Source organism: Sediminicoccus sp. BL-A-41-H5, from assembly GCF_050632405.1.
GTDB lineage: Bacteria > Pseudomonadota > Alphaproteobacteria > Acetobacterales > Acetobacteraceae > Roseococcus.
In genome coordinates this window covers 11,896-35,313 of the sequence record NZ_CP192601.1, presented here as the reverse complement: position 1 = coordinate 35,313, position 23,418 = coordinate 11,896, and the positions used below count along the sequence as shown (strand labels likewise).

Genomic DNA, 23,418 nt, shown 5'->3' with positions numbered 1-23,418 from the left:
TCAGCCCTTGGCGAGCTGGTCGAAGGCCTTCAGCCGCGCGATCAGCGCCGGCATCTCCCGCAGCGGGATCATGTTCGGCCCGTCGCTCGGCGCCGCATCCGGGTTCTCGTGGCACTCGATGAAGACGGCGGCCACACCGACGGCGACCGCGGCCCGCGCCAGGACCGGCGCGAATTCCCGCTGCCCGCCGGAGGACCCACCCTGCCCGCCCGGCTGCTGCACGCTGTGCGTCGCGTCATAGACCACGGGGTAACCCGTCTCGGCCATGATCGGCAGGCTGCGCATGTCGGAAACCAGCGTGTTGTAGCCGAAGCTCGCTCCACGCTCGCAAAGCAGGATGCGCCGGTTGCCCGTGCTCGCGATCTTGGCGGCGACGTTCTTCATGTCCCAGGGCGCCAGGAACTGGCCCTTCTTCACATTGACCGCGGCCCCCGTCTCGCCGGCGGCGAGGAGCAGGTCGGTCTGGCGCGAGAGGAAGGCCGGGATCTGCAGCACATCCACCGCCTCGGCGGCGGGCCTGCACTGCTCGGCGGTATGCACGTCGGTCAGCACGGGCAGGCCCGTGCGCTCCCGCACCTCGGCGAGGATCGCGAGGCCTTCCGCCATGCCGATGCCGCGCGCCGCATTCACGCTGGTGCGGTTCGCCTTGTCGAAGCTCGACTTGTAGATCATCGGCACGCCGAGATCGCGCGCCATGGCGGCAATGGCATCCGCCGTCTCCAGCGCATGCGCCCGGCTCTCGATCTGGCAGGGGCCGCAGATGAAGGCGAGCGGGCGCGTCTGCCCGATCACCAGGTCCCGGATCGCGACCTCCATCAGACGAGCCTCGCCTGGCGGACCGCCGCCCCCACGAAGCCCGCGAAGAGCGGATGCGGTGCGAAGGGCTTGGACTTCAGCTCCGGGTGGAATTGCACGCCGATGAACCAGGGATGGTCCGGATATTCCACGATCTCGGGCAGCAGCCCGTCAGGCGACATGCCGGAGAAGCGCAGCCCCGCCGCCTCCAGCCGCTCGCGATAGGCGACATTCACCTCATAGCGGTGGCGGTGGCGCTCCTCGATGCGATTCGCGCCATAGACGCTGCACACGAGCGATTCGTCCGCCAGCACGGCCGGATATGCGCCGAGGCGCATGGTGCCGCCGAGGTCGCCGCTCGCTTCGCGCTGCTCGCGCTCATTGCCGCGCACCCATTCGGTCATGAGGCCCACCACCGGCTCGGCGCAGGGGCCGAATTCGGTGCTGGAGGCCGCCGGGATGCTCAGCAGGTTCCGCGCCGCCTCGATCACCGCCATCTGCATGCCGAAGCAGATGCCGAGGAAGGGGATCTTCTTCTCACGCGCGAAGCGCACCGCCTGGATCTTCCCGCCCGTGCCGCGCTCGCCGAAGCCGCCGGGGACGAGGATGCCATGCACGCCGTCCAGCCGGCGCATCACCTCGCCTTCCTCGCGCTCGAAGATCTCGCTGTCCACCCAGTCGAGCTTCACGCGCATGTTGTGCGCGATCCCGCCATGGGCCAGCGCCTCATTGAGCGACTTATAGGCGTCGAGCAGGCCCGTGTACTTGCCGACGACGGCGATGGTCACCTCGCCCTCGGGTGCCGTGATGCGCGTCACCACCCGCTCCCAGGCGGAGAGGTCGGGCTCGCCATAGATGGAGAGGTTGAAGTGGCGCAGCACCTCGCGGTCCAGCCCCTCGCGGTGATAGCTGCCGGGCACGGCGTAGATGCTGCTCGCATCATAGGCCGGGATCACACTCTCGGGCCGGACGTTGCAGAAGAGCGCGATCTTGCGGCGCTCGTTTTCCGGGATCGGCCGGTCGCAGCGGCAGAGCAGGATCTGCGGCTGGATGCCGACCCCCAGCAGTTCCTTCACCGAATGCTGGGTGGGCTTGGTCTTCAGCTCGCCGGCCGAGGGGATGTAGGGCACCAGCGTCAGATGAATGAAGAGGCTCCGCGTCGGGCCCAGCTCATTGGCTAGCTGCCGGATGGCCTCGAGGAAGGGCAGGCTCTCGATGTCGCCCACCGTGCCGCCGACCTCGACCAGGACGAAGTCGTAATCATCCGTGCCGGTGACGACGGCTTCCTTGATGGCGTCCGTGATGTGCGGAATGACCTGCACCGTGGCGCCCAGGTAGTCGCCGCGCCGTTCCTTCGCGATCACCTCGGAATAGAGGCGGCCCGTGGTCCAGTTGTCGGCCTTGCTGGCATGGACGCCGGTGAAGCGCTCATAATGGCCGAGGTCGAGGTCTGTTTCGGCCCCGTCATCGGTCACGAAGACCTCGCCATGCTGGTAGGGCGACATCGTGCCCGGGTCCACGTTCAGATACGGGTCCAGCTTGCGAAGCCGGACGCGGTATCCGCGGGCCTGAAGGAGTGCGCCAAGGGATGCTGCCGCGATGCCCTTGCCAAGCGAGGAAACCACGCCACCGGTGATGAATACGAACCGTGCCATGGGAGGTCGTCATAGCCACTTCCGTGGCCGTGTCACACCCCCCTAAATCGCAGGGCAGGTCAGTTCGTGGGCACGGCGGGCAGCGCGGGCGCGGTCGGGGCGATCACGGGGGCCGGGGCGTCGAGGATGGAGCGGTTCACCGCTGTGCCGCGGTCCAGCAGGGCCAGGATCAGCGCCAGGACGAAGAAGATGGTGCCGAGGATGGCCGTGGTGCGCGTCAGCAGGTTGGCCGTGCCGCGCCCGCCCATGAAGGAGCCCATGCCCTGCGACGAGCCGATGCCAAGGCCGCCGCCTTCGCTGCGCTGCACGAGGATGACCCCGATCAGCGCCAGGGTGACCAGCAGGAAGATGATGGTGAGGATGGTGGACATGATGGCGCCCCGCATAGCCCGGCGCGCGGCGTATGGCTAGCGCGGAAGCGCACTGCCCTGGCTGGCCGCGCGGAATCCTGGTAGCCTGCAGCCTGCGCGCCATCACCCGGCGCCAGCCGCGCGGAAGACGGGCCGGGCCATGGGAAAGCCGCCCACGGAGAGCTTCAGCGCCTGCGCCACCCCTCCCCCGCCCGAGAAGAACCGCCATGAGCCAACCGGACGCCGCCCCCACGGCCCTCGTCATCTCCGCCCATTCCGCCGATTTCGTCTGGCGCGCCGGCGGTGCCATCGCGCTGCACGCCGCCGCCGGGTTCGAGGTGACGGTGGTCTGCCTGAGCTATGGCGAGCGTGGCGAGAGCGCCAAGCTCTGGCGCCAGCCCGGCATGACGCTCGAGCGCGTCAAGGCGGAACGCCGGAAGGAGGCCGAGGCCGCCGCCCGCGTGCTCGGCGTGCATGATCTGCAATTCTGGGACCTGGGCGACTACCCCATCACGCTGGAACGCGAGAGCCTGTTCCGCATGGTGGACGTGATGCGCGCCATCCACCCGAAATTCATCCTGACCCACAGCAAGGAGGATCTCTACAACTGGGACCACCCGGCCGTGACCGATTTCGCCCAGCACGCCCGCATCACCGCCCAGGCGCATGGCCACACCCCCGGCCAGAAGGTCCTGGGCGCGCCGCCCGTCTTCCTCTTCGAGCCGCACCAGCCCGAGCAGTGCAACTGGAAGCCCGACGTGCTGCTCGATATCGGCCCGGTCTGGGCGCGGAAAAGGCAGGCGATCGAGTGCATGGCGGGGCAGGAGCACCTCTGGGAATACTACACCCGCGTGGCCCAGCAGCGTGGCGCCCAGGCCGCCCGCAACAGCGACAAGGCCATCACCTGGGGCGAGGGCTATGCCAGTGTCTTCCCCCATGTGGTCGAGCGGCTGGCATGATCCCGGGCCGATTCACGCCACGGCCAAGCCGCGACGATCGGGCCGGTGTGCCCCCGGGCCGATTCACGCCGCGGCCAAGCCGCGACGATCGGACTGGTGTGCCCCCGGGCCGATTCACGCCGCGGCCAAGCCGCGACGATCGGGCCGGGACGTGATCACCCTCACCGCCGCCATCGGCCGCTACCCGCACACGGCAGCGCTGCTCGACGGCGCCGTGACGGATCCGGAGGTGGCGCTGGACTGCGCCCCCTTCCCCAACATCACCCGTGCTTTCGCGCCCATGGTGCGGGAGGGCCGCTTCGAGGTGAGCGAAATGGCCATCGCCACCTGGCTGCAGGCCTGGGCGTATGGCAAGCCGCTCGTACCGCTCCCCTGCGTGCTGGCGGCGCGCCTGCAGGAGGGGTCGCTCCTCTGCCGCGCCGATTCGCCCATCCGCGGCCCGGCGGACCTCGCCGGCCGGCGCATCGGCGTGCGGTCCTACAGCCAGACCACCGGCCTCTGGCTGCGGGGCATCCTCCAGGATTCGTTCGGTGTGGCGCCGGAGAGCGTGCATTGGGTCACCTTCGAGGATCCGCATGTCGCCGAATGCCAGGACCCCGGCTTCGCCACGCGCGCGCCCGCGGGCCGCGACATGCTCGCCATGCTGGAGGCGGGCGAGCTGGACGCCATCATCGCAGGCGCCGATGCACCCCCGGCGGACTGGCTGCGCCCGGTCTTTCCCGATGCGGCCGCGGCCGGGCAGGAGTTCATCCGTTGCCACGGCTTCACGCCCATCAATCACCTGCTGGTGATCCGGGCCGATCGCGCGGCGCATGCGCAGGCCGTGCTCCGCCTGCTGGATGCGGCGGGCCAGGCGCCGCAGCGTGGGCGCCTCGGCATGATGCCGGCCCTCGCCTTCGCCGCCAGCCATGCCGTGCGCCAGGGCCTCATCCCCCGCGCGCCGACAGCCGGGGAGATCTGGGCGGGCCTGCCGCCGGACATCAGCTGAACCAGCCCAGCGCTGCGCGGGGGACGATCGGGCGCGCCGATCGCCGGCATGGATGGGCCTGCATCGCGGCCGGCGATGGGCGGCGCCATCCCATGCCGGAGACAAGGATGCCCCCACGATACGAATGCTGCTGATCGCCGCACCCCTGGCCCTGCTGGCGGCCCTGCCCGCCAGCGCCCAGCTGACCACCGGCTACACCGCGGCCTGCGTGCCGCACGGGTCAGACCAGTTGCGCTGCGCCGCGCGGCTGGGCTCGCTGGGGGATGCGCGGCAGCATGACACGTTCCTGCTGCCCACGGGCGATGGCCGGATCACGGGTTTCGCCCAGCTCTGGACGAGCGAATGCGGTTTGCCTGGCCAGTCCAGCCCCCCGCAGCCCACCAGGAACCACTCCAGCCACAGGCTGCAGTGGCGGGGCGGGATCAACGGAACATTGCTGTTCTGCGCCGAAATCTTCATCACCAACTGCCAGGAGATGGGCCAGCCGGTCCCCTGCGCGCGAGGCTTCGGCAACGCGACGATCCGAACGGAGACCCGCTGACGCCCCCCCCCTGCCAGGCGCCCCCCTACCAGGCGGCTTCGGGCGGCAGGCTCATCAGGATGGCCTCGACATTGCCGCCGGTCTTCAGGCCGAAGATCGTGCCGCGGTCATGCAGGAGGTTGAACTCCACATAGCGGCCGCGGCGCAGCAACTGGTGCTGGCGTTCCTCCGGCGTCCAGGCCTCGTGCATGCGGCGCCGGACGATCTCGGGATAGGATTCGAGGAAGGCAAGGCCGACATCCCTGGTGAAGGCGAAGTCGAGATCCGCCCCCCGCCCTGGCGTCCGATCGCCCAGCCAGTCATAGAAGATGCCACCCAGGCCCCGCGTCTCGCCCCGGTGCGGCAGGAAGAAGTACTCCTCGCACCATTGCTTGAAGCGCGGATAGTAGGTGGGGTCGTGCTTGTCACAGGCGCGCTGGTAGGCGGCGTGGAAGAAGGCCGCATCCTCCAGGCTCTCGGGCGAGGTGAGGTTCATCGGCGTGATGTCGCCCCCGCCGCCGAACCAGGCGCGGCGGGTCAGGATGAAGCGGGTGTTCATGTGCGCCGTCGCCGCGCGGGGCGAGCGAGGGTGCGCCACCAGCGAGATTCCAGTGGCGAGGAAGCGGGAATCCTCCTCCGCGCCCGGGATCTGCTTGCGGAATTCCGGACTGAACTCGCCATGGACGGTCGAGATGTTGACGCCGACCTTCTCGAAAACCCGGCCGCGCATCAGGCCCATGGTGCCCCCGCCCCCTTCGGGACGCTTCCAGGGTGTATAGGTGAACCGCCCGGCGGGCAGGTCGGCATGGGGGCCGCTTTTCAGCTCGTCCTCCACCGATTCGAAGGCGGCGCAAATCCGGTCGCGCAATTCGGCGAACCAGGCCTCGGCGGGCTTGGCGAGCGGGTGGGTCAAGGGGGCCGGCTGGGCAGCGGGATTCGGGGCGGTTTGGGCTTCGTTCATATGGGAAGCCTAACACCAGTTCCCGCTGCGACCAGCAGGGGGAATTTCCCTTGGCGATTGCGCCAACTTAAGGCCGGGCGTGGTTGCCAGTTTCCGGAAGCATCCCTAATAGGCAGCAGGCGTGAGGCGGGGCGCGGGCATTTGCTTGGGCGCCGCCTGTCTTGGTCGGTTTCAGCCGGGTGATCCGGCGGGGCAAAAGGTGGGCTGGATGGCGGACTCGATGGCATCGCAGGCGACGACCGGGGGTTCGGCCCCCGGGGTCACGAAACGCGATTTTCTCTCCCTGACGACGGCGGCTTTCGCGGCGGTGGGTGTCGGCGCGATCGCCTGGCCCTTCATCGGCTCGCTGGCCCCCTCCAAGGACGTGCTGGCGCTGGCCAGCACAGAGGTTGATCTCAGCCCGATCGCGCTTGGCCAGAGCGTCACGGTCATGTGGCGCGGCAAGCCGGTCTTCGTGCGCCATCGCACGGCCGAGGAAATCCAGGTGGCGCGCGCCACCCCGCTCAGCGAGCTGAAGGACCCCGCGACCGACCAGTCCCGCATCAAGCGCGACCCCTGGCTCGTCGTCGTCGGCGTCTGCACCCATCTGGGTTGCGTGCCGCTCGGGCAGAAGTCCACGGACGCCAAGGGCGACTACAATGGCTGGTTCTGCCCCTGCCATGGCAGCCACTACGACACCTCGGCCCGCATCCGGAAGGGACCCGCGCCGACGAACCTCGTGGTCCCCGACTACAGCTTCACCTCCGACCGGGCGATCCGCATCGGCTGAGGTCCATCGGGCGCGGGGTATGGTCCCACGCTGCCCATCCCCCATCCCGGGGCTTTCTATTTAGAGGACGAGCACCATGGCCAGCGGCCTGCACGACTCTCAAGTTACCAACCCGGTCCTGCGTTGGATTGACCAGCGCCTGCCTGTCGTCACCATGATCCAGAAGGAGTACGGGGTGTTTCCGACGCCCCGGAACTTCAATTATTTCTGGAACTTCGGTGCGCTGGCCATGATCAACCTGATGATCATGATCGCGACCGGCATCTTCCTTGCCATGAACTACACGCCGCACACCGCCTACGCCTTCGACAGCGTGGAGCGCATCATGCGCGACGTGAACTTCGGCTGGCTGATCCGCTACGTGCACATGAACGGCGCCTCGATGTTCTTCATCGTGGTCTATGTGCACATCTGGCGTGGCCTCTACTACGGCTCCTACAAGGCGCCGCGTGAACTGCTCTGGATGCTGGGCGTCGTCATCTTCCTGCTGATGATGGCGACGGCCTTCATGGGCTACGTGCTGCCCTGGGGCCAGATGTCCTTCTGGGGTGCCACCGTCATCACCAACCTGTTCAGCGCCATTCCCGTCGTGGGTCCGACCATCGTGACCTACCTCTGGGGCGGCTTCTCGGTGGACAACCCGACGCTGAACCGCTTCTTCTCGCTGCACTACCTGCTGCCGTTCGTGATCGTGGGCGTGGTGTTCCTGCACGTGGCGGCCCTGCACATCACGGGCTCCAACAACCCGCTGGGGATCGAGCCGAAGGGCCCGCAGGATACGCTGCCCTTCCATCCCTACTACACCATCAAGGACAGCGTCGGCATCGTCGTCTACCTGGCGGTCTTCGCTGCGCTGGTCTTTTTCGCGCCGAACTATCTGGGCCACCCGGACAACTACATCCCGGCGAACCCGCTGGTGACGCCCGCGCACATCGTGCCTGAGTGGTACTTCCTGCCCTTCTACGCGATCCTGCGCGCGGTGCCGGACAAGCTGGGCGGCGTGCTGCTGATGGGCGGCGCCATCGTGGTGCTGTTCTTCCTGCCCTGGCTCGACACCTCGAAGGTGCGCTCGCTGCGCTTCCGCCCGATCACCCGCATCATCTTCATGCTGTGGACGATCAACTTCTTCGTCCTCATGTGGGTGGGCGCGAAGCCGGCCGAGCAGCCCTACGTGCTGATCAGCCAGATCTGCACGATGTTCTACTTCCTCTACTTCCTGGTGGTCCTGCCCATGATGGGCCGCTTCGAGGTCGTGATGAAGCTGCCCGAGAGCATCTCCCGCGCCGTGCTAGGCGCCAAGGCTGGCCTTGGTGGCGGTCCGGTCCCCGGTGGCGCCGCCGCCAAGCCGATGGAAAAGGCCTGAACCATGCGTATCCTCAAGGCTTTCGCCCTCTCCGCCGCCTTGTTCGCCAGCGCACCCGCGCTGGCGGCGGGCTCCGGCCCGACGCCTCCGAATGCGCATTTCGGCTTCAATACGCTGTTCGGTACCTTCGACCGGGCGGCCGCCCAGCGCGGCTTCCAGGTCTACAAGGAGGTCTGCTCGGCCTGCCATGCAATGCGGCAGCTCTCCTACCGGAACCTTCTGGACCTCGGCCTCTCCGAACAGCAGGTGCGCGAAATCGCGGCCAGCTTCACCGTGACGGACGGCCCGAACGACGAGGGCCAGATGTTCGAGCGTCCGGGCCGTCTCTCCGACCGGTTCCGCCGGCCCTTCCCCAATGAGCAGGCCGCCCGCGCCGCCAACAATGGCGCATATCCGCCCGACCTCTCGGTGATGGTGAAGGCCCGTCCGGACGGCGCCAACTACCTCCACGCGCTGCTGACCGGCTACACGGACCCGCCGGCTGGCATGGTGATGATGGACGGCATGAACTACAATCTGTGGTTCCCCGGCCATCAGATCGCCATGCCGAACGTTCTGAACGAGGACCAGATCGACTACGCCGATGGCACCAAGGCCACCGTGGACCAGATGGCCCGCGACGTGACCACCTTCCTCGCCTGGGCCGCCGAGCCCGAGACGGAAGCGCGCCGCGCCATGGGCGTTAAGGTGCTGATCTTCCTGACCATCCTGGGCGGCCTGGTCTATGCCGTGAAGCGGAAGGTCTGGGCCGATGTGAAGCACTGAGCTTCACGTCGCCAACCCCACGAAAAGCCGCCCCTCCGGGCGGCTTTTTTGTTGTCGCCCCCCGGGTTGAAACGCCCCCGTCACGGGAATAGGGTCCGGCCGCAGTTTCAGGACCGGACAACCATGAACCTCACCGCCGATCGGCTCGACAACATCTCCCCCTCGCAGACCATCACGATCACGGCCAAGGCCCGCGCCCTGAAGGCCGCCGGGCGCGACGTGATCAGCCTCTCGGTGGGCGAGCCCGATTTCGACACGCCGCAGAACATCAAGGACGCCGCCATCGCCGCGATCCAGCGCGGCGAGACGAAGTACACGGATGTGTCGGGCACCATGGAACTGCGCAAGGCTGTCGCCGCCAAGTTCAAGCGGGACAACAACATCGAGTACAAGCCGGAGGAGATCATCGTCACCACCGGCGGCAAGCAGGTGATCTTCAACGCGCTGCTGGCCACGATCAATCCGGGCGATGAGGCGATCATCCCCACCCCCTGCTGGGTCAGCTATCCGGACATCGTGGCGCTGGCCGAGGGCGTGCCCGTCTTCGTCCCCTGCGGGATGAATTCCGGCTTCAAGATGTCGGCCGAGCAATTGGAGGCCGCGATCACGCCCAAGACCAAGTGGCTGATCCTGAACAACCCCTCCAACCCGACGGGGGCCGCCTATAACGCCGAGGAGCTGAAGCAGCTCACCGACGTGCTGCTGCGCCACCCCCATGTCTGGATCTTCACTGACGACATCTATGAGAAGCTGGCCTTTGACGGCTTCAAGCCCGCCACCATCGTCGAGGTGGAGCCGCGCCTGCGCGACCGCACCATCACGATGAATGGCTGCTCCAAGGGCTATGCCATGACCGGCTGGCGAATCGGCTTCGCCGGCGCCCCCCTCGCCCTCATCAAGGCGATGGACAAGCTGCAGGGCCAGAGCACCAGCAACACCAGCAGCATCAGCCAGGCCGCCGCGGTCGAGGCGCTGACCGGCCCGCAGGATTCGGTGGCCGCCATGGGCGAGGTGTTCCAGCGCCGCCGCAACCTGGTGGTTGACATGCTGAACCAGGCCCCCGGCCTGCGCTGCCACAAGCCGGAAGGCGCCTTCTACGTCTATCCTTCGCTGAACGCCTGCCTCGGCAAGACCACCAAGGGCGGCCGCAAGCTGGAGACGGATGCGGATTTCGTGGAGGCGCTGCTGGAGGAAGAGGGTGTGGCCGCCGTGCATGGCTCGGCCTTCATGTTCCCCGGGCATTTCCGCATCAGCTACGCGACCGACGACGCGACGCTGGTGGAAGCCTGCACGCGCATCCAGCGCTTCTGCGCCGGCCTGACCTGACGAGCCGGCCGCGCCCTGCGTCCGGCGCAAGCCGGCCGCGCGCCGCGGCGCTTGCAAATTCCCGCGGGAGAGGGCATCTCCCGCAGCACTGATTTATCCTGATCGCAAGACATGGGGCAGGCGGCGCCAGATGGGCGCTGACCTGCCTTGCCGCATGGAGGCCTGACGTGGCTCATTCACCGCTCGAGAAGATTCGCAACATCGGCATCACCGCGCATATCGACGCGGGCAAGACGACGACGACCGAGCGAATCCTCTACTACACCGGCAAGAGCCACAAGATCGGCGAGGTGCATGACGGCAACACCACGACCGACTACATGGAGCAGGAGCGCGAGCGGGGCATCACGATCACCTCCGCCGCCGTGACCGCGGTCTGGAACGACAACCGCATCAACATCATCGACACGCCCGGCCACATCGACTTCAACATCGAGGTGAACCGTTCGCTGCGCGTGCTGGACGGCGCGATCTTCATCATCGAGGGCGTGGCCGGCGTGCAGCCGCAGTCCGAGACCAACTGGCGCCTCGCGGACCGCTACAACGTGCCGCGCATCATCTTCATCAACAAGCTCGACCGCACCGGCGCCGACTTCTACAAGGCCGCGGCCACGCTGACCGAGAAGCTCGGCATCAACTGGGTCGCGCTGCAGCTGCCCATCGGCATCGAGGACCAGCTCAAGGGCGTGGTCGACCTCGTCGAGATGCGCGCCATCACCTGGCAGGGTGATGAGCTGGGTGCGAAGTTCGAATATGGCCCGATCCCGGCCGACATGGCCGACAAGGTCGCCGAATACCGCCAGAAGCTGCTCGACACCGCCGTCGGCGTGGATGAGACGGCGATGGAAGAGTATTTCGAGAAGGGCGACGTCTCGGTCGAAACGCTGAAGCGCTGCATCAAGAAGGGCACGATCTCGGGCGAGTTCCGCCCGGTGCTCTGCGGCTCGGCCTTCAAGAACAAGGGCGTGCAGCCCCTGCTCGACGCCGTGATCGACTACCTGCCGAGCCCGGTCGACGTGGAAGGCATCAAGGTCGCCCCCGAGGAAGGCCAGGACGAGAATTCCGAGCGCCGGGTGATCCCGGTGAAGACCGAGGGCCCCTTCGCCGGCCTCGCCTTCAAGATCATCAACGACAAGTACGGCAACCTCACTTTCGTGCGCGTCTACTCGGGCGTTCTCCGCCAGGGCGACATGGTCATGAACACGACCAAGGGCCACAAGGAGCGCATCGGCCGCATGTTCCAGATGCACGCCGACAAGCGTGAGGAAATCAAGGAAGTCGTCGCCGGCGACATCGCGGCCTTCGTTGGCCTGAAGGACACCGGCACGGGTGACACCCTGGCCAGCCAGGAAGACCCCGTGGTGCTCGAGCGCATGGCCTTCCCGGTGCCCGTGATCGACATCTCCGTCGAGCCCAAGACCAAGGACGCGGTGGAGAAGATGTCCATCGGCCTCGGCAAGCTCGCCGGCGAGGACCCCTCACTGCGCGTGAAGACCGACCAGGAGACGGGCCAGACCATCCTCTCCGGCATGGGCGAGCTTCACCTGGAAATCATCGTCGATCGCCTGCGCCGCGAATACAACGTGGACTGCAATATCGGCGCTCCGCAGGTGGCCTATCGCGAGACCATCACCAAGCCGCACACCGAGACCTACACCCACAAGAAGCAGTCGGGCGGTTCGGGCCAGTACGCCGAGGTGAAGATCACCTTCGAGCCGCTGGAGCGGAACACGGGCATCGAGTTCGTGAACGCCGTCGTCGGCGGCGCCGTGCCGAAGGAATACATCCCGGCGGTGGACAAGGGCATCCGCGTCCAGGCCGACACCGGCGTGCTGGCCGGCTTCCCGACGGTGGACTTCAAGTTCAGCCTGGTGGACGGCAAGTACCATGACGTCGACTCGTCGGCGCTCGCCTTCGAAATCGCCGGCAAGGCCTGCTTCCGCGAAGGCATGAAGAAGGCCGGCCCGGTGATCCTCGAGCCGATCATGGACGTGGAAGTGACCACGCCGCAGGACCATGTCGGTGACGTCGTGGGCGACCTGAACCGTCGTCGCGGCGTGATCCAGAACCAGGACATGGCCGGCACCTCGGTCATCGTCCGCGCGCATGTGCCGCTGAAGGAGATGTTCGGCTACATCTCCAACCTGCGCGGCATGACGAAGGGCCGTGCGTCCTTCTCCATGCAGTTCCACCACTACGACCCCGTCCCCCGCAACGTGGCGGACGAGATCATGAAGGCGGCGGGCTGAGCCCCGCCCCTTCCCCGAAATGGGCCGGCCAGGGACACCTGGCCGGCCTTTTTTGTGCCCGCCGCCAGGGGACCAGGCCATTCTCCGTGGCCAATAGGCGGCGCCGATCCCCGCCCATGCCCGAACCGAATGGCCCGACAAGGCGTGGCTGCATAGCGTCTTCCTCATGGCGAGGGTGCGTGGCCGGCCCGAAGTTCAGCCCGCGACAGCGTGGGCGGCTCTTTGCCGAACATCAACCCAACCCAGCACAGGAAGACCCCCACAGCCCCGCCCCCTTCCCGGGGGCATGACGGAGTTCGACGCCATGTCCAGCACCAGCCCTGCCAATCGCGGCAACCTCGCCCTCACCCTCCTGCGCTTTGGCGTGCTGGCGACGGCCGGCATCTTTGCCGGCGTGGTCGCGCATGTGATGTGGCGGCTGGTCTCGGGCTGAGCGCCTCAATCCCCCCAGCGCGCCAGCCAGAAGCGCATCCGCCCATCGGCCGAGGCCGGCATGTCCAACTGCCGGCGCATCGCCACCACCATCGGCTCGCGATAGAGCGGCATGGTCCAGAAGGCGCGCCGCTCCATGTTGAAGGCCTCGGTCATCAGGGCGGTGCGGCGAACCGGGTCCATCTCGGTGGAAGTGCGGGCGATCAGCGCGTCGAAGGCCGGGTCGGAGACGCGGCCGGCGTTCCAGCTTCCGCTGCGCTGGTTCTTGGTGTGGAGCACGTTGTTGAGGATGGAGAAGCCGTCCAACTGCGGCGTATTGGCCCAACCCAGCAGGAAGATGTCGCTCTGGTGGTTCAGGAAGCGCGCCATATAGGCCGGGTAGCGATAGACGCCGAGGTTCGCCCGCACGCCGATCCGTGCCCACATGGAGGCGATGGCGCGGCAGACGCGCTCACCATTCACGAAGCGGTCATTGGGACATTCGAAACCGATGGCGAAGCCGTCCGGGTACCCCGCCTCGGCCAGCAGGCGTCGCGCGGCGGCGGGGTCGTAGCTGACGCGCGGCATGGCTAGCGAAGCGTCATAGCCGCCGATCTCAGGCGCGATCAGCGTGTGGATGGGCTGCGTCAGCCCGCGCATCACGCTGCCGGTGATGGCCGGCACGTCCACCGCGCGCGTCAGCGCCTCGCGCACCCGCACATCGGCGAGCGGGTTGCGCGGCTGCCCCTCCACCGCATGGTCGGGCGCCACGTTGAAGCCCAGGAACATCACGCGCAGGTCCTGCGCCTCCACCACGCGGATCGTCCCCGTCGCGCGGAAGCGATCGAGATCCTGCAAGGGTGTGGGCGTGATGACGTCGAGCTGGCCGCCGAGCAGGCCGGCGACGCGCGTCGCGTCATTGGCCACGGGGGTGAAGATCACGCGCTGGAGGTTGTGCGCCGGCCGGTCCCACCATTCGGGGAAGCGCTCCAGCACCGTCTCGGCATCGGGTGTGCGGGAGACCAGGCGGAAGGGGCCAGTGCCGTTGGCATTCTGGCTGGTATAGGCGGTGCGGCCGCGCGCCGGGTCGGCCGGGAGCAGCGCGTCATGCCGCGTCATCCAGGCTTCCGAGAGGATCGAGATGCCGGCCAGGTCGTTGATCAGCACGGGATAGGGCCCGCGCAGCAGCACATCCACCGTCCAGGGGCCGGATTGCACCACCTCGCGGATCATGTGCGTCACCGAGGCATAGGGGGAATTGGGCACCGAGGCGCGCTTGAGCGAGGCCACGACATCGGCCGGCGTCATCGCGCTGCCATCATGGAAGCGCACGCCCTGACGGATGGTGAAACGGTAGTGGTCGGGCGCCACCACTTCCCAGGCGGTGGCCAGTGCCGGCTCGAATTGCAGGTTGCGGTCGTGCCGAACGAGGCTCTCGTAGATGTTGCCGAGCAGCGCCGCATTGGCGGTGCTGAAGGCGCCATGGGGGTCCATGGTCGAGATTTCGCCATTGTTCCCCCAGCGCACGGTCTGCGCCTGAGCGAGCATCGGCGCCGCCAGCAGGGCGAGCGCGGTGAGGAGGCGGATCATGCGTTGCTCCTGTCCAGCGGGAAGATGGGGCGGCGCACGCGGCGCCAGTCGAATTGCGCGAAGTCGAGGCTCGCCACCCCCGGTCCGTGGCAGGCGATATCCGCCACGGCGAGCGGCCCGAAGGCGGGGATGTGGTTGGTCTTGGCCTTGAGGATGACGTAGCGGAAGCGCGTCGGCTCCAGGCCGAAATGCCGGTATTGCAGGGGGTCCAGGCCTTCCACGCGGCCCTCGCTGACGAGTAGCGTGAGGCGTGGCGTCTCCAGCACGGCGCAGCGGCCCAGATCCACGGGCATGCCGGTGAAGACCGGGCCTTCCACGGTGAACCGTCCGATCGCGAGGCTCTTCACCACGCCGGTCAGACGCAGCGGCCGCAGCGGTTCGCGCAGCGCGGGCGATGGCATCTTGCCGCCGATCTCAAGCGTGACGGTCGCGTCGATGCCGGCCGCGATCATTTGCGCCACGGCCTCAGGGTCGCGGATCGGGCCGGCCAGGATGCGATCGAGCCCCTGGTGGAGCGCCTCCTCGATCACGGCCATGCTGTCCATGGGCCCGCCGGAATGGCAGTTATCCGCCGTGTCGGCGAGGATGACGGTGCCCTCGGTGATCGCCGCGGCACGGGCGATGGCGCTGGGCAGCGGTTCCAGCACCTGGGTGAATTCCTCCCGCAGCGACCAGGCGAGGTCCCCCACGCGGGCCGCAGCCGCCTCGGCCGCCGCACGGTCCTTGTGGGCGGTTGCCACCACGGTCAGCGCCGTGTCTGCCGTATCGGCCAGCGGGAAGCCCGTGAAGACGGTGCAGCAGGGCAGCCCCGCCGCCTCCTCGGCCTTGGCCGCGGCGATGAGGTGGGACATGGGGGGCTTGCTGGAGAGCCCGCGCACCATGTCGGGCAGCATGGGCACGCGGTGCAGCACGGTGACGGGATCAAGTCGGCCTTCCAGCACGTCGTGCAGCAGGCGGCCGGCGAGGCGCCCCGTCTCGGGCATGTCCAGATGCGGATAGGTGCGATAGCCCGGCATCACCGTGCAGTTCTCGACGAAGCGGGCGGTGATGTTGCCATGGCTGTCGAGGGCCGCGCCGATCGGCAGTCCGGGGCGGGCATGGCGGATACGGGCCAGCATCTCGCCTTCGCCATCCTCGTATTCCTCGGCGACCATGGCGCCGTGCAGGTCCAGCAGCATGGCGTCGCACTCGCGGGCGGCGGCGCAGAGGATCTCGCTGATCCGCTCGAAGGCGTCGCGCGACACCGGCGCGCTGGGCAGGGCACGGGCGGCGATCGGGATGGTGACCTCAGCACCCATCGCCTCGGCCTCTTCCAGCAGGCCCGCCATGGCGTAGCCCGAATGCCGATAGGTCCGATAAGCCTCCGCACCCGCCATGGGGCTGAAATCCTCCCAGCGCGTCGGCACGGGCGAGAAGGTGTTGGTCTCATGCTTGAACATGCCGACAGCCAGGCGAAGACTCATGCGCAGGGGGGCTCCTCGCCTCAATGGACCGGACAAATATCGAAGCCCCTCCCCTCGCGGCATGCAAGGACAAACAGGGGTGCGTGGACAAACGCTTCGCTTTGGTGAGATTCGGCGGCCGGAGGAACCGAACCATGAAGCGCCGCGCCGCCCTTGCCCTGCTTGCGACCCCTGCCCTGGCCCAGGCCCAGGGTGCGTGGCCGCAGCGGCCCGTCCGCATCATCGTCCCCTTCCCGCCCGGCGGCTCGAACGACGTGATCGCGCGTCCGCTGGCGGAGAAGCTGCAGCAGCGCCTGGGCCAGCCCGTGGTGATCGAGAACCGCCCCGGCGCGGGCGGCGCCATCGGCGCGGCGCAGGTGGCGCAGGCCGCCGCCGATGGGCACACGCTCATGGTCACCAGCAGCAGCTTCGCGGCTTCGGCCGTCGTGCAGCGCACGCCCTATGATGCACAGACGAGCTTCGAGCCCGTGGCGCGCCTTGCCGTCGCGCCCTTCCTGGTGCTGACGAACCTGAACTTCCCGCCGCGCGACATCGCGGGCCTCATCGCCTATGCGAAGGCCAATCCTGGCCGCGTGGATTTCGGCAGCTCGGGCCCCGGCGGCATCAACCACTTCGTCACCGAGTATTTCGCTCTGCGCGCCGGGCTGCGGCTGAACCACGTGCCCTATCGCGGCATGCCGCCCGCCGTGACGGACCTCGTCGCCGGCCATATCCAGATGCTGATCACGACCATGGCCAGTGCTTCTGCACCCATCCGGGACCAGCGGGTGCGCCTTCTGGCCTATGCCGGCCCCGGCGCGCCCGCTGGCAGTCCGCCCGCGCCGACCGTCCGCGCGGCCACCGGCCTCGACTACGAGGCAACCATCTGGTGGGCGCTCTTCGCCCCCCGCGGGCTGCCGCCGGAGGTGACACGCGTCCTCAACGCCGCCGTGGTGGCGAGCCTCGCCGAGCCCGACGTGGCCCGCGTCTATGAGGCCGAGGGCGCGACGCCCGCCCCCTCCACGCCGTCCGAATTCGCCGAGATCCTGCGCGCCGATATCGCCCGCTTCCGCGAGGTGGCGCAGGCGGCCAACATCCGCGCGGAGTGAGCCCGATGCACCGCCGCACCCTGCTCGCCGCCGGCACGCTGCTCGCTGCGCCCGCCCTGGCCCAGCCGCGCACGCTGCGCCTCGTCGTCCCCTATCCGCCTGGCGGCAGCGCCGATGTGCTGGCCCGCGCCATCGCCGAGCAGATCACGGCCATCGGCGGCCGCAGCGCCATCGTCGAGAACCGCGCCGGCGCCTCGGGCACGGTGGGCGCGCTGACCGTGGCGCGCGCCGCACCCGATGGGACGACGATCCTCCAGGCCGATGGCTCGCCCATGTCCATCCTGCTGGAGGCCGGGCGCACGCAATACAAGGCCGAGGATTTCGCGCCGCTGATGCGCCTCGCCACCTCGCCCTTCGTGCTGGCGACGCGTCCGGGCGGCCCGCTGACGACGCTGCCCGAGGTGATCGCCGCCGCCCGCGCTGCCCCGGGCCGCATCACCTATGCCACGCCCGGCGTGATGAGCTTCGCCCATGTGGTGGCCGAACGCTTCGCCGCCGCCGCCGGGATCGAGCTTCTGCACGTCCCCTTCCAGGGCACCGGCCCCGCCACCAGCGCCGTGCTGGGCGGCCAGGTGGATCTCATCCCCGTGCCGCCCGGCCAGGTGCTCGACCAGGGCGGCGGCGCCATCTTCCGCCCCATCGCTATCACCACCGAGGCGCGCCATCCGAGCCTGCCCAACACCCCAACCTTCCGCGAGGCGGGGACCGACCTCGTCTTTCTTGGCTGGCGGGGCATGTTCCTGCCGGCGGCCACCCCGCGCGAGGCGCTGGTGGCGCTGGAGCAGATGCTCACGCAGACGATGGAAGGCCCGATCGTGACGGCCGCCATGCAGCGCCTGGGCGAGGCGCCGGCCCTGCTCGGCCCGAGGGACTTCGCGCAATTCTGGGCCGAGGACCGTGCGGCGATCCGCGCGATCCTGCCGCGCCTGCCGAGGGAATAGCCCTCGACACCCGAAGCGGCCTATCATGCGCCGCATCTGGCCTGTTCAGGATCTTCGCCGCATGTCGCTCGTCAAAACCTCGGCCCGTATCTTCCAGCCGCCGCGCTCGGCCATGCAGTCGGGCCGCGCCAAAACCCATGAATGGGTGCTGGTCTTCACGCCCGCCGTCCGCCCCCGCCTCGATCCGCTCACCGGCTGGATCGGCTCGGCCGACACGACGAAGCAGCTCCGCCTCACCTTCCCATCGCGCGAGGCCGCGGTCGCCTACGCCCAGGGTCAGGGCATCGCCTATGAGGTGGAGGAACCCGCCCGTGCGCGGCCGATCAAGCCCAAGGTCTATGCCGACAACTTCCGCACGAACCGGCCCGACAACTGGACGCATTGAGCGTCCCGCATTTCAGCGCCCTTAGCTCAGTTGGATAGAGCAGGAGCCTTCTAAGCTTCAGGCCGGTGGTTCGAATCCACCAGGGCGCGCCAGTCATCTTCCACGCCAGAATAAAGCTGAACACCGGGGCGCTATTACCAGCCTCTGGGTTACGGTATTTTTCGCGTGTTTTTTAAGTCGTAATTAGGAGTATGTTCGCTGGTAAAGTCAGGTGGAGACGGTCGTGCGCTCGACATTATTGATACCGTCAGAAAGGCCGCCCACGCTGCTTGACCTAAAGGCCGCACTTCTAACCTATGACAGGGTGCAGTTGCTCGATCCAGACGACCGAGACCTGTTTCCGTCGACCGCGCTGGGCATGGCTCTCGGTATGCCGCCGATAGTGTCCATGCCTAGTTCGAATCCCATGAGGCGCATCGGGAAGGCACCTGGCTACGATGATGAATTTGCTGCAGTTGTTGATGCGGCCAAGGCGGCTATCCAACAAGGCAGCGTTTCGGTTGTCCGCACGTACCAACCACCCGGGCCAGAGTTCCGAATAGGTATGGTCGACTTGGGCGGCTTTCCGCTCGATTTATCAATGCTGCTGGAATTGTTCCGGACTGCTGCTGCCGACCCCCAATTTCAGGCAGCGGCGGTGCAAAACGATAAGTGGCTATTCGAGACACCCGAGCGCGTTTGGGCAATCGCGGAAGCGCGTGGGAGCGCTGACGGCGGAATCAACGGTGGCCCACCGTTGGCAGACGTCACGTTTCCACTTGGCACGGAGGGTTTGCGAGAGCCCCTGTCAAACGTCGCGCGTGCAAGGATAGGCCATACGATTAAGCTTACTAGCTTTTGCATGACGCAGGGCCTCGTACCGTATGGGATACACCAATGTCATGACGCTATACTGCGAAAATTCCAGCAAAACAGCGCGAAATTCCTAGACCAAATAGCAGAGATTGACCCGTATTGGAACTATCGTAACCGCGCTCTAAAACTTGCCCACGGAGAATACGTAGATTTCGACTGCCTCAGTCGGTTGTCCGTCCAAGACGTCCTGACTCTAAGAACCAATGCATGGGGACGACAGGCTGAAGCGCGGGACGCCCTATTCGATGCAGTGGGACAGCTTGTTCGGAATTGTAGTGAAGAAGCGGATTTTGATAAATTCGTCATGGAACAAATACGTGACTATAGACAAAGGGCAGCAGAAGTCGAGGATGAAAGGGCAGCGCTCCTCTTTAAGGTAAATTGTGAGTTTGGCAAAGCATCGCTCAAGGGCGCTGGCGCTATGACAACGGTCGGCGCAATTGACACCCTAGCCACCGGCCTCGGCGTAGCAGCAGCCCTCGTCGCCGCAGCCTATTTTTCTATGAAGGTTTATGAAGATCTGAAACCTATCTCTGAGAAACTCCGGCAATCAGAACAAGAATTCAAAGTGGATGCCAGATATTGTATCCACAACTTCTATGATAAATTTCTATAGTATATTTATTCATGTTTGGCAGATTTTACTTTTTTGAATCACTACAGACATCCCTTACGCCCAATTACCAATTAGAATTCCTATTTCAGCAACCATTAATAGGTAGCATGGGATCATGAGAATTACATTTCATGAGAAATAACATGCTATTATATTATTTTATCATTATGGTTGGGCTGTTTGCATTGCTCTCTGCCTCGCAGCCCGCGAAACACGCCCGGCACATTGCTTGATGAACCCATTCCGCAACCAACAGCGGAGCGGCTTTCATGGCGCTTTACCTCATCACCGGCGGGGCCGGCTTCATCGGCTCCCACCTCGCGGACGCGCTGATCGCGCGCGGCGATCGCGTGCGCGTGCTGAATGATCTCTCCACCGGCAAGCGCGAGAACCTGCCGCCCGGCGCCGAACTCCTCGAGGGCGACGTCGCCGATGCCGCGCTGGTGCGCCGTGCGATGCGAGGTGTGGCCGGCTGCTTCCACCTCGCCGCCATCGCCTCCGTCGCGCGCTCCAACGAGGATTGGCTCGGCACGCATCGCGCGAACCAGACCGGCACCGTCGCCGTGATGGACGCGGCGCGCGCGGAGGGCCGCATCCCCGTGGTCTATGCCTCCTCCGCCGCCATCTACGGCAATCCGGACCGCATGCCGATCAGCGAGGAAACGGCGCCCCGCCCGCTCACCGCCTATGGCGCGGACAAGCTGGGTTCCGAACTGCATGGCCAGGTCGCCTGGCTCGCGCATGGCGTCCCGACCTTTGGCTGCCGCTTCTTCAACGTCTACGGCCCGCGGCAGGATCCGCACTCGCCCTATAGCGGCGTGATCTCCATCTTCGCGCGCCGTGTCGCCTCGGGCGAACAGCTCACCGTGAACGGCACGGGCGAGCAGGTGCGGGACTTCATCTATGTGGCCGATGTGGTGCGCCACCTGATGGGCGGCATGGCGCTGCTGCAGCGCGAACCACAGGCGGCCGTCATCAATGTCTGCACCGGGCGCGCGACCTCACTGATGGAACTGCTCGCTTCGCTGGAGCGCGTCTGCGGTCGGATGGCCCGGCGGAGCTTCGGCCCGGAGCGGCCAGGTGACATCCGCCTCTCACTGGGTGATCCATCCCACGCCACCGCGCTGCTCGGTCTCAAGGCCATGACGCGCCTTGATCAGGGTCTCGCGGCGACGCTGGGGCTACCGGGCCTGGCGCTGGCCGCCTGAGCCAGGACGTAGCGGCTGGTGGCGGCGGCCAGCGCCAGCAGGATATAGACCGGCTAGGTGAAGGCCAGCACGGCGACGATGCCGAGCAACCCGCCACGGCTCTGCGTCTCCAGGATCGCCATCACGATCAGCACGGCGCCGATCGCGCCGAAGCCACGGCTCAGCAGCCCCGTGCGCGGCGTCAGCACCAGCGCGACGGCGAAGGAGAGCGGAAAGAGCAGCACGAGCGAGAGGTCGTTCGGGTCGCCCAGCACCGAGCCGATGTCGCGGTCGATGGTGACGCGCGTACCCTCCACCAGCCCGATCTCATTGGCCGCGTTGGAGATGGCGACACCGGCCACGAGCATCCCCGCCAGCACGAAGGCGCGCGCCGCCAGCGCGAAATCACCCGGCGCGCGTGCCAGTGAGGCGATGGCGAAGGTCATGATCGCGATCTTCACATAGGTGTCGGTCCAATAGGACATCGCGACATCCTTGCCGCTCGCGACCGGCAGGCCGAGCGTCATCAGCGCGAAGAGGATGGCGAAGAGCTTGAGCTCCGGGCTCCACGCGATCCGCAACGCCGTGGTGCTGCATGACGACGCCGCGCTGGAGCGCGCCATGCTGCCGCCGCAACTGCTGCGCGCTGCCCCACGCGGGGCGGCGGTGGCAGCGCCGCCCCCTCCCCCACCCGCGCCAATGCCCGTTGTGACGCAGCCGGCGCCGGAACCGGTCTTCGTCGCACCGCCGCCAGCCGAACCGGCGCTACCGCCCGCGCCCCCGCCAACCCCTGCGCCTCCGCAGGAGCCCGAATTCATGCCAATGAAGGAAATCGAGCACCGCGCCATCCTGGCCGCCCTGCGCCACACGCAGCGCGACGTGCCGCGCGCGGCGACGCTACTCGACATCAACCCCTCCACCATCTACCGCCGCCTCATCACCTGGCGCGAGGAAGGCACGCTGCCGCCTGAATTCGCCTGATTGGCCGGATGGGGCCACAGGGCGTAAGCACGGCGCATGATGCGTGACACCGGCTTCGAGATTTTCCTGACCGCCCTGCCCGGGCTCGAAGAGGCGCTCCTCGCCGAAGTGCGCGGCAAAGGGTTCAGGCGCCCCCGGACCGTGCCCGGCGGCGTGGTGCTGGAGGGCGGCTGGCCCGAGGTCTGGCGGGCGAACCTCTGGATCCGCGGTGCGGGGCGCGTCCTGGCCCGCATCGCACGGTTCCGGGTGGAGCATCTGGCGCAGTTGGACGGCCGCGCGCGCCATGTGCCCTGGGCGAGCGTGCTGCGCCCCAATATACCGGTGCGGGTGGAGGCGAGTTGCAGCCGCTCGCGCATCTATCATAGCGGGGCCGCCGCCGAGCGCATTGAGCGCGCCATCCGCGAAACGCTGGGCACCCACATCGCCGATGACGCCGAGGTCAGCATCCGCGTCCGCATCGAGAACGACATCTGCACCATCAGCCTCGACACTTCGGGCGAGTTGCTGCACCGGCGCGGCCACAAGCAGGCGGTGAACGCGGCGCCGATGCGCGAGACCATGGCCGCCCTCTTCCTGCGGCAATGCGGCTTCGAGGGGAATGAGCCGGTCTTCGACCCGATGTGCGGCTCGGGCACCTTCATCCTCGAGGCGGCGGAGATCGCGGCGCGCCTCAATCCTGGCCGGGATCGCCGCTTCGCCTTCGAGCAGCTCGCCACCTTCGAGGCTGACGCCTGGGCGAAGATGCGCGCGGTGAACCCCGCCCGCACGCCGGAATTCCGCTTCCATGGCCGCGACCGCGACGCCGGCGCGATCGCGATGAGCGCGGCCAATGCCGAACGCGCGGGCGTCGCGGCCTTCACCGAATTCCAGCGCTCCACGATCAGCGAGGCCGCGCCGCCGCCCGGCCCCGCCGGCCTCGTCATCGTGAACCCGCCCTATGGCAATCGCCTCAGCGACAAGAAGCAGCTTCTCCCGCTCTACCAGGCGCTGGGCCAGGTGCTGCTGACCCGCTTCTCCGGCTGGCGCGTGGGTCTGGTCGCGGCCGAGCCGCGCCTCGCCCAGGCGACCCGCCTGCCCTTCCTGCCAGCCAGCCCGCCCGTACCGCATGGCGGCATCCGCGTGACGCTGCACCGAACTGCCCCCCTGCCCTGAATACCCCTCGCGCCCTGCCTGGCAGGCTGCGAATGGCGGGCTGGCACGC

The 23,418-nt window shown here is 67.4% G+C and carries 23 protein-coding genes and 1 tRNA gene; 17 read left to right on the top strand and 7 right to left on the bottom strand.

The features are described 5' to 3' along the window. The 3 genes from kdsA to secG are packed head-to-tail and all read right to left on the bottom strand — an operon-like array spanning position 1 to position 2,821. On the bottom strand, positions 1–816 hold the full coding sequence (gene kdsA, locus ACQ860_RS00190; protein WP_431301385.1) for a 3-deoxy-8-phosphooctulonate synthase: 816 nt from the start codon (positions 814–816) through the stop codon (positions 1–3). Beyond that, complete coding sequence (locus ACQ860_RS00185; protein ID WP_431301384.1) at positions 816–2,450, bottom strand: CTP synthase; 1,635 nt, start codon at positions 2,448–2,450, stop codon at positions 816–818. Before ACQ860_RS00185 ends, kdsA begins: the two co-directional genes overlap by 1 nt. Positions 2,451–2,509: 59 nt before the next feature. Beyond that, positions 2,510–2,821 carry a preprotein translocase subunit SecG gene (gene secG / locus ACQ860_RS00180; protein ID WP_213610838.1) on the bottom strand — a complete coding sequence of 104 codons (312 nt, stop codon included), beginning with the start codon at positions 2,819–2,821 and terminating at the stop codon, positions 2,510–2,512. A gap of 206 nt (positions 2,822–3,027) precedes the next feature. On the opposite strand from secG, the gene ACQ860_RS00175 reads away from it, so the two are divergent. The 3 genes from ACQ860_RS00175 (at position 3,028) to ACQ860_RS00165 (ending at position 5,288) form a co-directional block, all read left to right on the top strand. Further along, positions 3,028–3,759, top strand: a complete 732-nt coding sequence (locus tag ACQ860_RS00175) for a PIG-L deacetylase family protein (protein ID WP_431301383.1) — start codon at positions 3,028–3,030, stop codon at positions 3,757–3,759. A gap of 151 nt (positions 3,760–3,910) precedes the next feature. Continuing rightward, positions 3,911–4,747, top strand: coding sequence for an ABC transporter substrate-binding protein (locus ACQ860_RS00170; protein ID WP_431301382.1), 837 nt, complete (start codon positions 3,911–3,913; stop codon positions 4,745–4,747). Between the two features lie 124 nt (positions 4,748–4,871). Continuing rightward, the gene (locus ACQ860_RS00165) at positions 4,872–5,288 is read left to right on the top strand and encodes a hypothetical protein (protein WP_431301381.1); all 417 of its coding nucleotides are present in this window, start codon (positions 4,872–4,874) and stop codon (positions 5,286–5,288) included. A 25-nt stretch (positions 5,289–5,313) separates the two neighbouring features. On the opposite strand, the gene hemF is transcribed toward ACQ860_RS00165, so the two are convergent. Continuing rightward, positions 5,314–6,228, bottom strand: a complete 915-nt coding sequence (gene hemF, locus ACQ860_RS00160) for an oxygen-dependent coproporphyrinogen oxidase (RefSeq protein WP_431301380.1) — start codon at positions 6,226–6,228, stop codon at positions 5,314–5,316. Between the two features lie 208 nt (positions 6,229–6,436). Here hemF and petA point away from each other — a divergent pair, with 208 nt between their 5' ends. The 6 genes from petA (at position 6,437) to ACQ860_RS00130 (ending at position 13,133) form a co-directional block, all read left to right on the top strand. Then, positions 6,437–6,997, top strand: a complete 561-nt coding sequence (petA, locus tag ACQ860_RS00155; RefSeq protein WP_431301379.1) for a ubiquinol-cytochrome c reductase iron-sulfur subunit — start codon at positions 6,437–6,439, stop codon at positions 6,995–6,997. Positions 6,998–7,073: 76 nt separating this feature from the next. Beyond that, positions 7,074–8,360, top strand: a complete 1,287-nt coding sequence (locus tag ACQ860_RS00150) for a cytochrome b (protein ID WP_431301378.1) — start codon at positions 7,074–7,076, stop codon at positions 8,358–8,360. 3 nt (positions 8,361–8,363) lie between these two features. Continuing rightward, positions 8,364–9,125 (top strand): cytochrome c1, encoded by a 762-nt coding sequence (locus ACQ860_RS00145; protein WP_431301377.1) that lies wholly within the window; start codon positions 8,364–8,366, stop codon positions 9,123–9,125. A 123-nt stretch (positions 9,126–9,248) separates the two neighbouring features. Then, positions 9,249–10,451, top strand: a complete 1,203-nt coding sequence (locus ACQ860_RS00140) for a pyridoxal phosphate-dependent aminotransferase (RefSeq protein WP_431301376.1) — start codon at positions 9,249–9,251, stop codon at positions 10,449–10,451. Between the two features lie 167 nt (positions 10,452–10,618). Then, positions 10,619–12,700, top strand: coding sequence for an elongation factor G (gene fusA, locus ACQ860_RS00135; RefSeq protein ID WP_431301375.1), 2,082 nt, complete (start codon positions 10,619–10,621; stop codon positions 12,698–12,700). A 286-nt stretch (positions 12,701–12,986) separates the two neighbouring features. After that, complete coding sequence (locus tag ACQ860_RS00130) at positions 12,987–13,133, top strand: hypothetical protein (protein WP_431301374.1); 147 nt, start codon at positions 12,987–12,989, stop codon at positions 13,131–13,133. A 5-nt stretch (positions 13,134–13,138) separates the two neighbouring features. Here the strand turns inward: ACQ860_RS00130 and ACQ860_RS00125 are convergent, their stop codons facing one another. Together ACQ860_RS00125 and ACQ860_RS00120 are read right to left on the bottom strand one after the other, a co-directional pair. Next, positions 13,139–14,701 carry an ABC transporter substrate-binding protein gene (locus tag ACQ860_RS00125; RefSeq protein ID WP_431301373.1) on the bottom strand — a complete coding sequence of 521 codons (1,563 nt, stop codon included), beginning with the start codon at positions 14,699–14,701 and terminating at the stop codon, positions 13,139–13,141. Next, positions 14,698–16,164, bottom strand: coding sequence for a M81 family metallopeptidase (locus ACQ860_RS00120; protein WP_431301372.1), 1,467 nt, complete (start codon positions 16,162–16,164; stop codon positions 14,698–14,700). The genes ACQ860_RS00125 and ACQ860_RS00120 overlap by 4 nt, the downstream gene beginning before the upstream one ends. Positions 16,165–16,298: 134 nt before the next feature. Here ACQ860_RS00120 and ACQ860_RS00115 point away from each other — a divergent pair, with 134 nt between their 5' ends. From ACQ860_RS00115 to ACQ860_RS00090, 6 genes are all read left to right on the top strand, one after another. Further along, positions 16,299–17,252 (top strand): Bug family tripartite tricarboxylate transporter substrate binding protein, encoded by a 954-nt coding sequence (locus tag ACQ860_RS00115; RefSeq protein WP_431301371.1) that lies wholly within the window; start codon positions 16,299–16,301, stop codon positions 17,250–17,252. Between the two features lie 5 nt (positions 17,253–17,257). Then, a complete protein-coding gene (locus tag ACQ860_RS00110; RefSeq protein ID WP_431301370.1) occupies positions 17,258–18,193 on the top strand; it encodes a tripartite tricarboxylate transporter substrate binding protein in 936 nt (311 codons plus the stop codon). A 61-nt stretch (positions 18,194–18,254) separates the two neighbouring features. Further along, positions 18,255–18,578 (top strand): ETC complex I subunit, encoded by a 324-nt coding sequence (locus tag ACQ860_RS00105; protein WP_431301369.1) that lies wholly within the window; start codon positions 18,255–18,257, stop codon positions 18,576–18,578. A 15-nt stretch (positions 18,579–18,593) separates the two neighbouring features. Further along, positions 18,594–18,670: transfer RNA gene (locus ACQ860_RS00100), tRNA-Arg, on the top strand. Between the two features lie 212 nt (positions 18,671–18,882). Continuing rightward, positions 18,883–20,049: a hypothetical protein gene (locus ACQ860_RS00095; RefSeq protein WP_431301368.1), complete on the top strand. Its 1,167-nt coding sequence runs from the start codon at positions 18,883–18,885 to the stop codon at positions 20,047–20,049. Between the two features lie 269 nt (positions 20,050–20,318). Continuing rightward, positions 20,319–21,257, top strand: a complete 939-nt coding sequence (locus tag ACQ860_RS00090; RefSeq protein WP_431301367.1) for an NAD-dependent epimerase/dehydratase family protein — start codon at positions 20,319–20,321, stop codon at positions 21,255–21,257. A gap of 53 nt (positions 21,258–21,310) precedes the next feature. Here ACQ860_RS00090 and ACQ860_RS00085 read toward each other — a convergent pair whose 3' ends face one another. Further along, complete coding sequence (locus ACQ860_RS00085) at positions 21,311–21,817, bottom strand: hypothetical protein (RefSeq protein ID WP_431301366.1); 507 nt, start codon at positions 21,815–21,817, stop codon at positions 21,311–21,313. A 235-nt stretch (positions 21,818–22,052) separates the two neighbouring features. On the opposite strand from ACQ860_RS00085, the gene ACQ860_RS00080 reads away from it, so the two are divergent. Both ACQ860_RS00080 and ACQ860_RS00075 read left to right on the top strand, forming a co-directional pair. Next, entirely contained in the window at positions 22,053–22,217 is a 165-nt protein-coding gene (locus tag ACQ860_RS00080; protein WP_431301365.1) for a helix-turn-helix domain-containing protein, read from the top strand. 36 nt (positions 22,218–22,253) lie between these two features. Beyond that, complete coding sequence (locus tag ACQ860_RS00075; RefSeq protein WP_431301364.1) at positions 22,254–23,369, top strand: THUMP domain-containing class I SAM-dependent RNA methyltransferase; 1,116 nt, start codon at positions 22,254–22,256, stop codon at positions 23,367–23,369. Positions 23,370–23,418 lie beyond the last annotated feature (49 nt).

Bases quoted from the DNA above. Each gene is read 5' to 3' on its own strand.
- kdsA (WP_431301385.1), bottom strand. From the start codon at position 816: ATGGAGGTCGCGATCCGGGACCTGGTGATCGGGCAGACGCGCCCGCTC.
- ACQ860_RS00185 (WP_431301384.1), bottom strand. From the start codon at position 2,450: ATGGCACGGTTCGTATTCATCACCGGTGGCGTGGTTTCCTCGCTTGGC.
- secG (WP_213610838.1), bottom strand. From the start codon at position 2,821: ATGTCCACCATCCTCACCATCATCTTCCTGCTGGTCACCCTGGCGCTG.
- ACQ860_RS00175 (WP_431301383.1), top strand. From the start codon at position 3,028: ATGAGCCAACCGGACGCCGCCCCCACGGCCCTCGTCATCTCCGCCCAT.
- ACQ860_RS00165 (WP_431301381.1), top strand. From the start codon at position 4,872: ATGCTGCTGATCGCCGCACCCCTGGCCCTGCTGGCGGCCCTGCCCGCC.
- hemF (WP_431301380.1), bottom strand. From the start codon at position 6,228: ATGAACGAAGCCCAAACCGCCCCGAATCCCGCTGCCCAGCCGGCCCCC.
- petA (WP_431301379.1), top strand. From the start codon at position 6,437: ATGGCGGACTCGATGGCATCGCAGGCGACGACCGGGGGTTCGGCCCCC.
- ACQ860_RS00150 (WP_431301378.1), top strand. From the start codon at position 7,074: ATGGCCAGCGGCCTGCACGACTCTCAAGTTACCAACCCGGTCCTGCGT.
- ACQ860_RS00145 (WP_431301377.1), top strand. From the start codon at position 8,364: ATGCGTATCCTCAAGGCTTTCGCCCTCTCCGCCGCCTTGTTCGCCAGC.
- ACQ860_RS00140 (WP_431301376.1), top strand. From the start codon at position 9,249: ATGAACCTCACCGCCGATCGGCTCGACAACATCTCCCCCTCGCAGACC.
- ACQ860_RS00130 (WP_431301374.1), top strand. From the start codon at position 12,987: ATGACGGAGTTCGACGCCATGTCCAGCACCAGCCCTGCCAATCGCGGC.
- ACQ860_RS00125 (WP_431301373.1), bottom strand. From the start codon at position 14,701: ATGATCCGCCTCCTCACCGCGCTCGCCCTGCTGGCGGCGCCGATGCTC.
- ACQ860_RS00120 (WP_431301372.1), bottom strand. From the start codon at position 16,164: ATGAGTCTTCGCCTGGCTGTCGGCATGTTCAAGCATGAGACCAACACC.
- ACQ860_RS00115 (WP_431301371.1), top strand. From the start codon at position 16,299: ATGAAGCGCCGCGCCGCCCTTGCCCTGCTTGCGACCCCTGCCCTGGCC.
- ACQ860_RS00110 (WP_431301370.1), top strand. From the start codon at position 17,258: ATGCACCGCCGCACCCTGCTCGCCGCCGGCACGCTGCTCGCTGCGCCC.
- ACQ860_RS00105 (WP_431301369.1), top strand. From the start codon at position 18,255: ATGTCGCTCGTCAAAACCTCGGCCCGTATCTTCCAGCCGCCGCGCTCG.
- ACQ860_RS00090 (WP_431301367.1), top strand. From the start codon at position 20,319: ATGGCGCTTTACCTCATCACCGGCGGGGCCGGCTTCATCGGCTCCCAC.
- ACQ860_RS00080 (WP_431301365.1), top strand. From the start codon at position 22,053: ATGCCAATGAAGGAAATCGAGCACCGCGCCATCCTGGCCGCCCTGCGC.
- ACQ860_RS00075 (WP_431301364.1), top strand. From the start codon at position 22,254: ATGATGCGTGACACCGGCTTCGAGATTTTCCTGACCGCCCTGCCCGGG.